Genomic DNA, 15,022 nt, shown 5'->3' with positions numbered 1-15,022 from the left:
AGTCGGTTTCCCGGCTACTTGAAGAGATGAGGGATTGGGATGTTAAACAGGTTAAATATCTGTAAATTAATTGCGTTATTTAGTGCCTTGACTTCTGCGCAGTCGCTGTGGGCTGCTGCGGATGAGTGGCAGTTAAACATGTACAAAGGGGTGACTCCTTTAAGCAACGATATGTATTACCTCCATATGGTCGCTATGGCTGTTTGTGCGGTTATAGGAGTGGTTGTTTTTGGCGTGATGATCTACTCATTAATCCATCACAGAAAGTCAAAAGGATATCAGCCAGCAAGTTTTCATGATAATCCAAAATTGGAAATCATCTGGACTATTATCCCGTTTTTAATCCTTGTCGGGCTTGCAGTTCCAGCTACCCGAGTATTAATCCGTATGGATGATACGCAGCTGTCTGATGTGACGGTCAAGGTGGTCGGCTATCAGTGGAAGTGGCAGTACCAGTATCTTGATCAGGGTATTAGTTACTTCAGTAGCTTATCAACACCCTATGAGCAAATTGAAAACAAACAAAAGAAAAATCAGTGGTACTTGCTGGAAGTAGATAATCCCTTAGTCGTACCAGTCAACAAAAAAATTCGATTTTTAGTGACATCGAACGATGTAGTCCACTCATGGTGGGTGCCTGAGCTGGGCGTCAAGCGAGACGCTATCCCGGGATTTATGCATGAGGCATGGGCCAGAATTGAAAAGCCGGGTGTATACAGAGGTCAATGTGCCGAGCTTTGCGGAATTAATCATGGTTTTATGCCTATCGTAGTGAAAGCAGTTAGTGAAGAAGAATTCGATCGATGGGTTAGTGAGCAAACCAAAGTAGAAGACATTTATGCTGAAAAGTCGGATAAACCGCGTGAACAAAAAACAATGACCCGTGATCAGTTAATGACGCTTGGCAAGCAAAAATATGATCTGATTTGCTCAGCTTGTCATCAGCCTAATGGTACTGGCTTGCCACCGATGTATCCTCCCCTCAAGGGTAGTTCTGTTGCCGTTGGAAAGCCAATTTCACGACACATTGAATTACTCCTCAATGGTGTTCCTGGCTCAGCAATGCAGTCTTATAAAGATCAACTGACTGATGAGGAAATAGCAGCAATTGTTACGTATGAGCGTAATGCTTGGGGAAATAATACTAATGATTTAATTCAACCCGCAGATGTTGCGGCACTGCGACATGGTACCGATATTAAACCTACCATGGTTAATAAAGCTAAAGCTGGAGGTTTGCAATGAAATACGCAATAGCGCATTCAGAAGATTCTCATGAAGATCATGGTCCCGAACAAGGCAAAGGCTTTATGGGATTTATCAAAAGGTGGCTATTTACAACCAACCACAAAGACATAGGTACTCTGTATTTATGGTTAGCACTGATAAGCTTCTTTGTTGCAGGAGCAATGGCTTTGGTTATCAGGCTTGAGTTATTTCAACCTGGCCATCGATTCGTCGATCCTAATTTCTTTAACCAAATGACAACATTGCATGGATTAGTCATGCTGTTTGGTGTCGTCATGCCAGCGTTTACCGGTATGGCAAACTGGCAAATCCCCATGATGATAGGTGCTCCCGATATGGCTTTGCCAAGACTAAACAACTGGAGCTTCTGGATTTTACCATTTGCTTTTTGTCTGTTGTTTTCTACCATGTTTCATGCCGGTGGCGGTCCAAATTTTGGCTGGACCATGTACGCGCCTCTCTCTACAACTTATGCGCCACCCAGTACTGATTTCATGATTTTTTCCATTCATATGATGGGACTCTCATCCATCATGGGATCAATTAATATCATAGCCACGATTTTAAACCTGAGGGCTCCGGGTATGACCCTGATGAAGATGCCCCTATTCGTCTGGACCTGGCTTATTACGGCGTTCCTTCTGATCGCCATCATGCCTGTTCTGGCGGGTGCAGTTACTATGATGTTAGCCGATAGACACTTTGGCACTTCTTTCTTTAATGCGGCAGGTGGAGGAGATCCTATCCTGTTTCAACACGTGTTTTGGTTCTTTGGTCACCCTGAAGTGTATGTTCTGGTCTTGCCAGCTTTTGGGGTTATTTCAGAAATAATTCCCACTTTCAGCCGTAAACCCTTATTTGGTTATCATTTTATGGTTTATGCCACAGTGAGCATCGCTGTATTATCCTTTATAGTTTGGGCTCACCATATGTTCACCACGGGAATTCCCCTGGGGGCTGAATTATTCTTTATGTACACCACCATGCTGATTGCGGTACCTACCGGTATCAAGGTGTTCAACTGGGTGAGTACAATGTTCAAAGGGGCTATGACCTTTGAAACGCCAATGCTGTTTGCCATAGCGTTTGTATTTTTATTCACTATAGGTGGATTTACAGGCTTAATGTTGGCATTGGTACCGGCCGATTTTCAATATCAGGACAGCTATTTTGTTGTGGCTCACTTCCATTATGTTCTTGTGCCCGGCGTTATCTTTGCTCTGGTAGCTGCGACTTATTATTGGTTACCCAAGTGGACTGGACATATGTACAATGAGCGTTTGGGTAAATGGCATTTTTGGCTTTCTGTCATTTCAGTTAATTTGACTTTTTTCCCCATGCATTTTCTGGGGCTAGCTGGTATGCCAAGGCGAATCCCTGACTATGCTTTGCAGTTTGCCAATTTTAATATGATTGTAACAGTGGCTGCTTTTGCTTTCGGTTTGTCGCAATTGTTGTTCCTGTACAATGTGGTAGCCACAGTAAGAAAAAGAGGCACTAATAAGGATGTAGCAACGAGCAGGGTTTGGGAAGGGTCACATGGATTGGAATGGACTTTGCCATCTCCACCACCTTACCATACGTTTACCACTCCACCTGAGATTAAATAAAGGTGGAGTTTGATGATTGAAGAAAAAAAACAGAAAAAACTGCTCACCATATTAACATTATTAGTATTAGGGATGTTTGCTTTTGGTTTTGCTCTGGTCCCTATTTATAATAGCCTATGCAAGAATCTGGGCATCAACGGCAAAACCAAAATGGAGGCCGTTGCTTATGATGAAGACAAGGCAAAAATTGCAGCAGATAGAGAAGTCTTGGTTGAATTCGTAGCAACCAATAACAGTGGTGTGCCTTGGGCCTTCTATCCCAAGACAAAAAAAATTAAAGTGCACCCAGGAGAAATTGTAAAGCTGGCGTTCTATGCGGAAAATAAAACAGACCATACAATGACAGTTCAGGCAATCCCAAGTGTGACACCAGGAATTGCAGCAAAATATTTAAAAAAAACGGAATGTTTTTGTTTTACTCAACAAACGCTAAATGGCCATGAGGCAATGAATATGCCTTTACTATTCCATTTAGATACGGATTTACCGAAAAATGTGAATACGGTTACTCTGTCTTATACATTATTTGATGTGACAGGCAGATCAAGTAATTAGGCGTCGTTGATATGTCTACCTTTGCGGCTGGCTTGCCTCGATTTTCTGAACGTTGTTTCTTGAAATCGTGACAATGCAATTCACGCTAGCCAAATATCAACGGTCTTTGAGTATCAGCTTTGGCTGAATGACTTATTGTTACAGGAGATTAAAGCATAATGGGAGCACACGGTACATATTATATTCCCAAACCCAGTCACTGGCCTTTGGTTGGCTCAATAGGTTTGACCACTACACTGGTTGGTGCAGCATGCTGGCTACATCATGACTGGTATGGCCCTTACGTATTTATAGCGGGCTTATGTATTTTGGTTGCAATGATGTTTGGCTGGTTTGGACAAGTCATCTATGAAAACAGCAAAGGCCTATATGATTTGCAAGTTGATCGTTCATTTCGCTGGGGTATGTGCTGGTTCATATTTTCTGAAGTATGCTTTTTCGGAGCTTTTTTCGGAGCCCTGTTTTTTACAAGATATTGGTCAGTTCCTATTTTGGGTGGTGAGATGCATCCTATTACTCATTACACCTTATGGCCTGAGTTCAAAGCAATTTGGCCTTTGCTGAGTAACCCAAATAATCAGACTTTTGCCGGGGCTCATGAAGCCATGGGAGCATGGGGTCTGGCTGCAATAAACACCATTATTTTATTAACTTCCGGGGTAACCATCACCTGGGCACATTGGGCTTTAAAATTAAGAAAGCGGACCCAATTACTGACAGGTATGTCATTAACTATCGCTTTGGGCGTTTTGTTCTTGATGCTACAAAGCTATGAGTATCATGAAGCATATACGGAAATGAATTTAACGCTGGATGCAGGTATTTATGGTACTACTTTTTTTATGCTTACAGGATTCCATGGTTTGCACGTAACAATCGGAACAATCATGCTTATCGTTATTCTGGTTCGTTGCAAGAAGGGTCATTTTACTCCTGAACGGCATTTTGCTTTCGAAGGGGTTGCCTGGTATTGGCACTTTGTGGATGTGGTGTGGTTGTTCCTATTTGTCTTTGTCTATTGGCTATAGAGCTAATCTAATTCATCCTTTATTACAACCGGGTGTTGATAAGCAAGCCCGGTTGAAATTGAATACGAACAATTTCCATTTTATAAGTAAAGCAGTAATCTGAAAACTCTAATTCACGAACGATGGCATGGCCTCGAAAATATTTTGCAATAAAAGTAACCTGACTTTCTTTTTCAAAATAATCATTACTTTTTAATTCCAATTCCGATTCAGACAAGCTAATCATTTGACAATCATAATTATTCACACCAATTTTTATTGTTATAGCAACTGGTTGAATAGGCTGAATTAACACGGCTTCCCCTAATTTCTACTGAATTGTGTGCTAATAAATCAAAATGATAAAATAGCCCTGTACTTTAAATTCTAGACTATAAGGAATAAAATTAAACAATTAGATCGCTTTTAATCTAACTAAGTTCGGTATTCTAACTAGTGCATATATATTGGGAATAAGAGAAGCAACTGAAATTTAAATATGAAAATAGCAAGTAATTTAAATTCTTCTATAAATATAGAAACGCTAGTGTTGGTAGCTACATGGAGGTTTCCTTTTGTTTTTCAAGGATCATTTAAAATACTTGATAGAGATAATTACAATGAACATTTTATCTTATACAGGTGTGAATATACGAAAGCGCATCAAACAGATATTTTGGAAGATGAATTTTCTCCCTTAGATTATCAATTTACCTACCTTTATGCGGGATCAGTTAAATATCATGACAATATTCTTAATCAACTATCAGAAAATGCCATATATTTATTACAGTATGCCCTACATTTGACTTTGTCCAAAATGCTAACTAATAAAAGGCCAAGTGATATTTATATCGATGAAATTGCACTTAACTTTTTAACAGAACGCATTAAACAAAAATTTGATGAAGGAAAAAATTTTGAAAGTGAGGCAGATATTGGTTTTGCAGTGGCTATGGATTTTAATCCGCAAGAACAAACAGCACTTGCAGCCGTGCGCAATTTACTGTCCTGTTTGACAGTTGAGGTGAATAGGGTTTAGATAGATACTGAATCGCAAATTGCAAAGTTTAGCTTAATAATTGCTCAATAATTTTTTGCAAATTATGATCGTTTTCATAATGAATAACTAATGTTCCTTTACCGGTTTTCCCTTGTTTTAATTTGATTTTAGTCTGTAAATGTTTTGCTAAAGAGTTTAACTGTTCTTTAAACATAGGATTGTCTTTGTGATGGGTTTTTAATTCTGGTTTTCCATTTTTTACTCGCTCAACCAGTTGCTCCGTTTCTCTGACCGATAAATTTTTAGCAATGATCAACTGAGCGACTTGACTTTGCTGCTCTTCATCCAAAGCAAGTAATGCTCTGGCATGACCCATGTCTATGTCCCCATTTTCCAAAAGCTTCTTTACTGGCGTTGAAAGAGAAAGCAAACGAAGAAAATTGCTTACTGCGGTTCTGGATTTACATAAGAGATCGGCAACTTGCTGATGGGTAAGAGCAAATTCATTAGTGAGTCTATACATGGCTCTTGCCTGATCCATGGCATTTAAATCTTCACGCTGCAAGTTTTCAACCAGCGCCATTGCCATGGCCGTTTCATCATCTACTTGTTTAAGGATAACAGGAACTTCTGTAAGACCTGCCAGTTGGCTTGCACGCCAGCGTCTTTCTCCTGCGATGATTTCATACTTGCCATTATCTAACTCACGAACCAGTAAGGGCTGTAATACGCCTTGCTTTTTAATGGATTGCGCAAGTTCATTGAGAGGGGCTTCTTCCATTCCTCCACGGGGCTGATACTTGCCTGGCTGCAAACAAGTCACTGCGAGTTTGAGTTGCTGTTCTGTCTGGGGTTGCTCATTTGCTAATAAAGAGCTGCTTGATTGACTTAATAAAGCAGATAAATTACGGCCTAAACTACTGCGTTTTACTGTCATTACTTACCCCAAATTAACTGGCTACAGTTTGTTTACTAATCACTTCGGCAGCGAGAACCATATAAGCTGCTGCTCCCGGTGAGGATTTATCATATTGCAAGGCAGGCATTCCATGACTTGGCGCTTCGGCCAGTCTTACATTGCGTGGCACAACGGTTCTATACACTTTTGCAGGGAAATGCTCTAATAACTGCTTGGAAACTTCGGCGCATAATCTGTTACGTGCATCATACATGGTACGAAGCACGCCTTCGATGTGCAAACGCGAATTTACCGTCGATTTCACTTGCTCAATGGTTGACAACAAAGCAGCCAATCCTTCCAAAGCATAGTATTCACACTGCATGGGTATCAAAACAGAGTCAGCAGCAACAAAGGCGTTAATGGTTAATGTATTCAAAGCAGGAGGGCAGTCAATTAAAATAAAATCATAATTGGACTGGATGGGTTGTAACGCTTTAAATAAGAAAGTTTCCCGATGATTGCGCTCCATCAGGCTGACTTCTGCAACCGTTAAATCTTCGTTACCGGGAATTAAATCATATCCGCAAGTTGTCGCAAGGCATGCCTGCTCAGCCAGGCAATCACGTAACAAGACATCATTGGTTGTGTGAACCAACTGTCTTTTATCTACCCCACTACCCATCGTCGCATTACCCTGAGGATCTAAATCGATCAGCAAAACTTGCTGTTTGGATGCGGCAAGAGATGCAGATAAATTGATGGCTGTGGTTGTTTTACCTACTCCACCTTTTTGGTTGGCAATGGCTATGACTTTCGCCATAATTATTCCTTGTTCGTGTTGTTAATAAGCACACAGCAACGCTCTCCCTCGATACCCGGGACAGCATACCTCTCAACTCGGTATGTTTGATGAATCGGAACCAATTCAGTATCCGGAAACCGCCCTTTCATGGCTAACCACAAACCATCCTGAGCGACAAGATGTTGAGTCCATTTTATCATTTGTTCGAGACTGCTAAATGCTCTGCTTATTACTGTATCAAAACCTTGGTTTGGGTGGTAGTTCTCTACTCGAATTTGTATTGGTTCAATGTTTTTTATATTGAGTTGACGTTTTACTTCATTGAGAAAGCGAATTTTTTTCCCATTACTGTCCAATAATACAAATTGTAAGTCAGGTTTGGCAATAGCCAAAGGGATGCCAGGTAAACCCGGGCCAGTACCCACATCGATAATATGGTTTCCCTTTATCCAGGGTAAAATAGCCAGACTGTCGAACAGGTGCTTGCTGACCATGGTTTCAATATCACGTATTGCAGTGAGGTTATATGTTTTATTCCATTTATTGAGCAGGAGCAAAAAATCAAGCAAGAGGTCGCCGATGGAATCGAGTTTAAACTCGGCTAAACCCTTTTCAAGCAATGATCTTATTTTCGTATTATCTATCATACTGGAAGCCGACTCTTTTTCAGATGAACAAGTAAAAGAGACAGCGCGGCAGGTGTTACGCCAGAAATCCGCCCGGCTTGAGCCAAGGAAGTTGGTTTAATCCGGTTTAGTTTTTGAATGACCTCACTCGATAAACCAACGACGTCATTATAATCCAAAGTCTCTGGGAGCAGGGTGTTTTCATGCTTGCGTAATTTCTCAATTTCTTGTTGTTGCCTGTCTATGTACCCGGCATATTTATTCTGAATTTCAATTTGCTCTGTTATTTCTTGTGGCAATTCAGGCAAATTCAAATCATCCATCATTAAAAGATGCTGATAATTTATCTCCGGTCGTTTTAAAAATTCAACGGCACGGCAATCGTGTTGCATTGGATTAAACAAAGTCTCTTTAAACAAATCATTATGATGAACCCTCACCCAGCTGTTGTATAACAAAGCTTGAGTGGACTCAATTGCTTCACGCTTTTTGGAAAAGCTGTCCCATCGTTCATCACCTACCAAGCCAAGCTGTCGACCTTTCTCAGTTAGTCTTAAATCGGCATTATCCTCACGTAATAGCAAACGATACTCTGCTCTTGAAGTAAACATTCTATAGGGCTCTTGCGTTCCGCACGTAATCAAATCATCGATAAGTACACCTATGTAGGCCTCATCTCTGCGCGGACACCATAACTCTTGATCTTTGATTTGCAATGCCGCATTCATGCCCGCTATAATTCCTTGTGCTGCTGCTTCCTCATATCCGGTTGTCCCATTGATTTGCCCGGCAAAAAACAAATTAGGAATGGCTTTGGTTTGCAAAAATGAGGTTAATCCGCGTGGATCAAAATAATCATACTCGATGGCGTAACCTGGCCTGGTGATGTGGGCGTTTTCAAAACCTTTAATGGTGCGCACAAATTGCACTTGTACCTCGAAGGGGAGGCTGGTAGAAATTCCATTAGGGTATATTTCTTCCGTTGTCAGACCTTCCGGTTCCACAAAAATCTGGTGAGATGTTTTATCAGCAAAGCGAACAATTTTGTCTTCTATCGAGGGGCAATAACGAGGGCCAACTCCTTCAATGACTCCCGCATACATTGGCGATTTATCCAAATTATTTCTTATTATGTCATGAGTGGCTTCTGTAGTATGGGTAATATGGCATGGTACTTGTTGAGGATGGTCGCTTGCCGCTCCCAAATAGGAAAATACTGGAACCGGGGTATCACCTGGTTGTTCCACCATCTGGCTAAAATCAATGGTGCGTCTGTCAATTCGAGGAGGAGTTCCTGTTTTCAAACGCCCTACCGGTAAATCCAAATCCCGCAAGCTTTTAGATAACGCAATGGATGGAGGATCTCCTGCCCTGCCTCCTGCGTATTGGTTCATACCGACATGAATCTTGCCACCCAGAAAAGTTCCTACTGTTAATACAACAGCGCGTGCCTTGAGCGTGAGCCCCATTTGGGTTACAACACCAGTGACTAATCCGCCTTCAATTTTCAAATCATCAACTGCTTGTTGAAATATGGTTAAGTTAGCCTGTGATTGCAATTGTGTGCGAATGGCTTTTCTATACAAAACACGATCAGCTTGTGCGCGTGTGGCTCGAACGGCAGGTCCTTTTGAGGCATTAAGAATTCGAAATTGGATCCCCGCCTGATCGGCGGCTTTAGCCATGGCCCCGTCAAGGGCATCAATTTCTTTAACCAGGTGACCTTTACCAATGCCCCCTATGGCTGGATTGCAGGACATTTGTCCAAGCAAGTCTATGTTATGGGTCAATAACAAGGTTTTTACACCCAAGCGTGCTGCTGCAAGCGCTGCTTCTGTACCAGCATGCCCTCCGCCAACGACTATGACATCATATAATTGTTCGAGATTCATGTTTAACCATTAGTTATGCCAAAATTATAAATTGGATTTTTGGACCATCTGCAAAAAAGATCCAAGCTAACATATAAAAAAATGAGCAATTATACACTTTTTTGGCAATTGTCCCAAGATGTAATGAAGATTATATGCTGGGATTGTTTTTGCTACTTAACAACAGAGGTATACTGCTCTCATCATCCAGCAGCTCTAGCCTATCCTTTTCTTTTTCCTGTGTTTTTGCAGCAACGTTATCTAAAAGAGGTTTTTTCTCTTTGGACTGAAAGAACCCTTGTTTTGATTTGGAGGGTTTACTCCAATTATCCGGATCTTTACAAAAAGCCTCATATTCCTTTTCATCAAAGGCTTTGACTTCCTCTTTCGCAGGTTTGAAAGCAGCATTAATCATTAAGTTGGTCGCCAAGGCAACACCAATTGTGGCGCCCAACACGGCAAATCCAATTCCTAACGGTAAAAACACGAAGCTGGCAAAAACAACGGCTGGTATAAATGATTCCAAAATCACCGAACGTAGCAAATGCATGGTTTGAAAAACAACCATTTGCTTCTGGTATTCAGTTTCTGCCTTTAATTTTTTGATTTCCAGGAAGAGAAATTTTTTTTCATTATCATCCAGTGATGGATTTTTTTCCAATAAGAGTTTAAATAGCTCGATCTTGTTATTATATCCTTCTTTCGCTTCCTTGGCGGAGCAATGTGCTTTGTAGACTTCCATGCCGCCTTTCACACCATTATAAATCACTGTAAAAGCCAGGCAAAGAACAGCGCCTGTTATGGTGATTGCCAGTAAAGCCGGTCCGGAAACGGGGAAGAAAGGCGCAGCCAGTAATGCAAAAGCGAGCATGAGTCCGACAGCATAAGCTATACCTGCATATAAACTGACTTTTTGCAGATCCCAATTTCTTTCAGATTCTTTTTGCGCCCGCATTAAACCTTGCAATTGCAATTCATATTCTTTGATTATTCTAAGCTTTTCATCCTCTTTTCCGGGTTCTTCTTCTGCCTTGCTAATTAACTGCTTTAATTTTTTAATGTCTTCCTCATAAGCCAGCATTTCTTTGTTGTGGCGAGTCTTTTGCTCTTCGTAATCCCAAATGGCTATGCTGATGTCAAAGACTAGCAATGCCAAAGTCAATACATCACCCCAGGTCCCGAGAGCGCCTTTGCCAGTAAGCCAGAAAAAGCAAATCAAGTTTCCTGTTGCCCAGATGGAGTCATTGAGCAAGGTGAATTTTCTTTGATCCCACTGGGTGAGGAACCGTTCTGTCCACGGTGTCTTTTTTTCCCTCTCACTCATCCATGGACCACTAATTGTATGTTTGAGTAGCAAAAACATATTGAGGGAAAAGCGAAAATAATACAAAGCCCAACTCAGGGTTCCAGTATAAGGGTCAGGGGCTTTGACTACCTGGGTTGCCTGACCGACATTGAAAAAATCATCAGGTAATGCAGCGAGTATCACTTTGAGCAGGCTGGATGCCCAAACCCAATACAAACGTTTTTCATTAAACCAGCCCATTGATTCTTTGATGGTTTTGGTTTTGCGATCCATAGAATCGACTATCATTTCTGCCAGTTCTTTACCCAAAAAAATGCTCAAGTACTTTACTGGATAACCATCGCTGGCATAGCCATGTTCTGGAGAGGGCGCTCTTTTTTGTTCTTTGCAGACTTGATTATAATTGAGGTGGTCTAGCAGTTCTTCACATCGTTTAATGTGCTGCGCATAGGTTTTTATGTTTTCATATTTCTGATGTTCTTCCTCGTATTTTTTTTGTGTGAGTAAAAGTAAGTAGGCAACTTGCAGATCTCGTATGAGTTTCTGCTTGTTTTCTTCACTCATGTAGCGAAGCATGACTTCATCAGTATTTTCAATAATGGGCAGATAAAAACTCAGTGGCGTTAGAAAATCGCTTCCTTTGGCATTGCTATTGTATTCAAGAAGTTCTTCTACTTTGTCTTCATAGCGTAGTTCAGATTTCTCATCTGTTTTGAGGGTTTTCAGGTAAGATTGAAGAATTAAACTACTGGTTGCCATAAAGTCATCTCTTTTTTAATTTTTGTTAATTACCTATATAAATGATACTATAAAAAGCAAATTTGTTCTTTTTTATAACATAGTATTTATTTTGGGTACAAGATGAATGCGGTTGGCTTTACAGTATTGATACTAAAATTTGCAGGAATAGGGATAAAGTGTATTGCAACTTAGGCAAGAGTGCTAAGCACAGTGAGTGGAATCAAGAGAGCTGTTTTGGATAGAATTCACTCTGCCAGTTCAACTTCCTTTCTTAAATAAATATCATCAAAGCGTTTGATGTCGTCTTCGCCCAGATAGGAGCCACTTTGTACTTCGATAACATAAAGTGGTTCATTATGTGGGTTACTTAATCGATGCAATGCGTTTTTCGGAATGTAGGTGGATTGGTTTTTTGATAATCGGAACGTATTGTTTCCATTAACTACCTCGGCCTCACCGCCAACGATAACCCAATGCTCGGCCCGATGCTGATGCGTTTGTAAAGAGAGTTTTGCACCAGGCTTCACCATAAGACGTTTGACTTTGAATGAGGTGCCCTCTGCCAGCACTTCATAATACCCCCATGGTCTGGGAACACGTTGATGATCTTGAGTTAAATGAGGATGATCTTTGCGTAAGGAGTGAACCAAATCTTTCACTTGTTGCGAATAGCGTTTATCGGCAACTAACACAGCGTCACTCGTTGCAACGATGATTTGATCCTGAATGCCAACGGTTGTGACTAACAACTCTTCACTATTAATGAGGCAATTGTGACTATCCTGGGCGATGACATTTCCAATGAGAGTATTGCCTTGTTCGTCTTGTTTGTTCGCGTCGGCCACAGCGGTCCAGCAGCCCAGATCGCTCCATTGTATTGAAATGGGTATTACAACAGCTTTGTCTGTTTTTTCCATTATGGCATAGTCTATAGACTCTTCTTTACATTGAGAAAAACAATCCAGATCAAGGCGCAAAAAATCATGATGATGCTGCGCAAGGGTCAATGCTTGTTGACTGAATTGGTAGATGTTGGCTTCAAATTGTTCCAGCTCTTCAAGATAAACCCCTGCACGACAAATGAACATGCCGCTATTCCAGAAATAATTCCCTTTACTGACGAATTGTGCGGCAGTGTGCGCGTCTGGTTTTTCTCTAAAGCTCAAAACTTGCTTTATATCACTGGATAAAGTGGTGCCGGCCTCAATGTAGCCATAACCGGTTTTGGGGCTATCAGGCTTTATCCCAAATGTCACTATCGCATTGTTTTCTGAGGCAAATTGTCCCCCCTCTAACATGGCGGCCAGCCAGATTTCATCATCAGCTATCCAGTGATCCGAGGGTAAAACCAGCATGACAGCATCCTTTCCTACTGTGTTTGCCAAATAATGGGCTGCGCATGCTATCGCGGGGGCTGTATTTCTTGCACAAGGCTCAAGCAAGTAAGTGGTTTGTGCATTAAAATCTTGCAATTGATCCTGACAGATAAAGTAATGGGCATCATTACTTACGATAATGGTTTGATTGCCAGGCAATCCCATCGCTCTTTTCATGGTTTGTTGAATTAAAGACAATTCGCCATTTAATTTTAAAAATTGCTTAGGAAAATTTTGTCTTGATAAAGGCCATAGTCGAGTGCCAGAGCCCCCGGCTAAAATTATTGGATATAGAGGTGTCGTCATCACATTCCATATTGTGGCATAATTGACCTGCATTTTAGCAGGAATTTTTAAGAGCAAGCAATTGTTCCAATTTTTTGAGGTTTTGCATTATGAAAAAAGCTGTGGTCTTGCTTTCTGGCGGTTTGGATTCAACGACTTGTCTCGCGTTGGCTAAATCTCAGGGGTTTGCTTGTTATGCATTAAGCTTTTCTTACGGCCAGAGGCATTCCGCAGAACTGTGTGCCGCAACTCGAATTGCGAAACATATGGGTGCAGCTGATCATAAAATAGTCACCCTGGATATCGCTTTATTTGGTGGCTCCGCTTTGACTGATGCATCTATTGAGGTCCCCGAATTCAAGGAAAGCCCGGAAATACCAGTCACCTATGTCCCAGCCCGTAATACTATTTTTTTGGCTATGGCTTTGGGTTATGCTGAATCAATTGGTGCCAGAGATATTTTTATTGGTGCCAGTTCTGTTGATTATTCCCATTATCCTGATTGTCGCCCGGAGTTTATTGAATCTTTCCAATCTTTGGCAAACTTGGCAACGAAAGCAGGAATTGAAGGCGATCGCTTTACTATCAATGCTCCTCTGCAATATCTGAGCAAAGTGCAGACTATTCAATTAGGTACTGAACTTGGTGTTGATTACGGATTAACGGTTTCCTGCTATCAAGCGAATGAAGCAGGTGAAGCTTGCGGACAGTGTGATAGCTGTACTTTTAGAAAGCGGGGTTTTAAGAGTGCTGGAGTAGATGATCCCACTCGATATCAAAAATGTGTTCATATTTAACCCACACAGTTAAATTAATGATATAATCCCTGAAATTTTGGTTTGGAGTTTTTTATGTGGGATAAAATCAAAGAATGGTATAAAAATAACAAGAGCTATTTGACAATGCTTTTGATTGGATCGGCGGTTGTAGGTTTGAGTGTTACATTTCTGGCTCTGTTCTTCCCCCCGGTTCTGGCGGCATTTGCCAGCATAAGTATTTTTGGAATGGCACCATTGGCTTTTTTAACGTCATTGCATCTTCCTCTCGCTGTGCTAACCCTGGGCTGTATTGTTACTGGAGCTGCTTTTGGAGCAATTTTAGGAGGCCTGGTGGCATGGAAACAATCAATTAGCATTGCTAAACATGTTTATTCATACTTTGGTCATAAGCAGGAACATCAAGTTGAGATCAATGAAGAGGATACCTACCGTTATTTAATGGGTCATTTGGAGGGAGAGGCCAGTGAGTCTTTTGAAGTCGAGGTGGATGAAGAATTTAATGATTATACTTCTACTGATTCTGCTGAAGACAGACCAAACCCATTGAATTTTTCAACAGATTCAAACCATCAGGCTCTTGATGGGGGCTATGAAATGACAGAACTTAGAATCTAAAATTCGAGCACAAATCAAATATATCTTCAGGGTTTACGAAAAACGTTGATCGCTTGAATTTGATCATTTAGCTTATTCAAGCATCTTAATTGATGGCATTTTTTGCTTCTATCTTGGGTTTTCGAAAATCCTGATCACCTGATCATACATTGTAAATTTTATCGAGCTCTTGGCAAAAACCTGGTTGAGATGAAGACAATAAAATGAACTTACTTTACACTTTTGTAACAACATATTGCGCACAATTAATTCACATTTAGGAAATGGGTTGCTACAATCTGCTCCGATTTATAACCT

Annotated in this window: 14 protein-coding genes; 7 read left to right on the top strand and 7 right to left on the bottom strand. The window is 41.0% G+C overall.

Annotated features, from left to right (window positions below):
* Positions 1–39 precede the first annotated feature (39 nt).
* From coxB to LPG_RS14605, 4 genes are all read left to right on the top strand, one after another.
* A complete protein-coding gene (gene coxB / locus LPG_RS14620; RefSeq protein ID WP_010948583.1) occupies positions 40–1,245 on the top strand; it encodes a cytochrome c oxidase subunit II in 1,206 nt (401 codons plus the stop codon).
* Complete coding sequence (gene ctaD, locus LPG_RS14615; protein ID WP_010948582.1) at positions 1,242–2,858, top strand: cytochrome c oxidase subunit I; 1,617 nt, start codon at positions 1,242–1,244, stop codon at positions 2,856–2,858. Before coxB ends, ctaD begins: the two co-directional genes overlap by 4 nt.
* A 12-nt stretch (positions 2,859–2,870) precedes the next feature.
* Positions 2,871–3,413 carry a cytochrome c oxidase assembly protein gene (locus tag LPG_RS14610; RefSeq protein WP_011216728.1) on the top strand — a complete coding sequence of 181 codons (543 nt, stop codon included), beginning with the start codon at positions 2,871–2,873 and terminating at the stop codon, positions 3,411–3,413.
* Positions 3,414–3,571: 158 nt separating this feature from the next.
* Entirely contained in the window at positions 3,572–4,441 is an 870-nt protein-coding gene (locus LPG_RS14605; RefSeq protein WP_010948580.1) for a cytochrome c oxidase subunit 3, read from the top strand.
* A 22-nt stretch (positions 4,442–4,463) separates the two neighbouring features.
* On the opposite strand, the gene LPG_RS14600 is transcribed toward LPG_RS14605, so the two are convergent.
* Entirely contained in the window at positions 4,464–4,736 is a 273-nt protein-coding gene (locus LPG_RS14600; protein ID WP_014842884.1) for a hypothetical protein, read from the bottom strand.
* Between the two features lie 183 nt (positions 4,737–4,919).
* On the opposite strand from LPG_RS14600, the gene LPG_RS14595 reads away from it, so the two are divergent.
* The gene (locus LPG_RS14595; RefSeq protein ID WP_010948579.1) at positions 4,920–5,462 is read left to right on the top strand and encodes a hypothetical protein; all 543 of its coding nucleotides are present in this window, start codon (positions 4,920–4,922) and stop codon (positions 5,460–5,462) included.
* A gap of 28 nt (positions 5,463–5,490) precedes the next feature.
* On the opposite strand, the gene LPG_RS14590 is transcribed toward LPG_RS14595, so the two are convergent.
* From LPG_RS14590 to LPG_RS14565, 6 genes are all read right to left on the bottom strand, one after another.
* Positions 5,491–6,360 (bottom strand): ParB/RepB/Spo0J family partition protein, encoded by an 870-nt coding sequence (locus LPG_RS14590; protein ID WP_010948578.1) that lies wholly within the window; start codon positions 6,358–6,360, stop codon positions 5,491–5,493.
* A 13-nt stretch (positions 6,361–6,373) separates the two neighbouring features.
* Entirely contained in the window at positions 6,374–7,144 is a 771-nt protein-coding gene (locus LPG_RS14585) for a ParA family protein (protein ID WP_010948577.1), read from the bottom strand.
* A 2-nt stretch (positions 7,145–7,146) separates the two neighbouring features.
* Positions 7,147–7,773, bottom strand: coding sequence for a 16S rRNA (guanine(527)-N(7))-methyltransferase RsmG (gene rsmG / locus LPG_RS14580; protein WP_010948576.1), 627 nt, complete (start codon positions 7,771–7,773; stop codon positions 7,147–7,149).
* Entirely contained in the window at positions 7,770–9,644 is a 1,875-nt protein-coding gene (gene mnmG, locus LPG_RS14575) for a tRNA uridine-5-carboxymethylaminomethyl(34) synthesis enzyme MnmG (RefSeq protein ID WP_010948575.1), read from the bottom strand. Before mnmG ends, rsmG begins: the two co-directional genes overlap by 4 nt.
* 130 nt (positions 9,645–9,774) lie before the next feature.
* Complete coding sequence (locus LPG_RS14570) at positions 9,775–11,688, bottom strand: lpg2888 family Dot/Icm T4SS effector (RefSeq protein ID WP_010948574.1); 1,914 nt, start codon at positions 11,686–11,688, stop codon at positions 9,775–9,777.
* 227 nt (positions 11,689–11,915) lie between these two features.
* Positions 11,916–13,352, bottom strand: a complete 1,437-nt coding sequence (locus LPG_RS14565) for a mannose-1-phosphate guanylyltransferase/mannose-6-phosphate isomerase (RefSeq protein WP_015443905.1) — start codon at positions 13,350–13,352, stop codon at positions 11,916–11,918.
* Positions 13,353–13,441: 89 nt separating this feature from the next.
* Here LPG_RS14565 and queC point away from each other — a divergent pair, with 89 nt between their 5' ends.
* Together queC and LPG_RS14555 are read left to right on the top strand one after the other, a co-directional pair.
* Positions 13,442–14,128 carry a 7-cyano-7-deazaguanine synthase QueC gene (queC, locus tag LPG_RS14560; RefSeq protein ID WP_015443906.1) on the top strand — a complete coding sequence of 229 codons (687 nt, stop codon included), beginning with the start codon at positions 13,442–13,444 and terminating at the stop codon, positions 14,126–14,128.
* A gap of 42 nt (positions 14,129–14,170) precedes the next feature.
* Entirely contained in the window at positions 14,171–14,725 is a 555-nt protein-coding gene (locus LPG_RS14555) for a lpg2885 family Dot/Icm T4SS effector (protein WP_010948571.1), read from the top strand.
* Positions 14,726–15,022: the final 297 nt, after the last annotated feature.

Source organism: Legionella pneumophila subsp. pneumophila str. Philadelphia 1, assembly GCF_000008485.1.
GTDB classification, from domain to species: Bacteria; Pseudomonadota; Gammaproteobacteria; order Legionellales; family Legionellaceae; genus Legionella; species Legionella pneumophila.
Note: the sequence above shows the minus strand (reverse complement) of the source record. Positions and strands in the feature narration are given on the sequence as shown.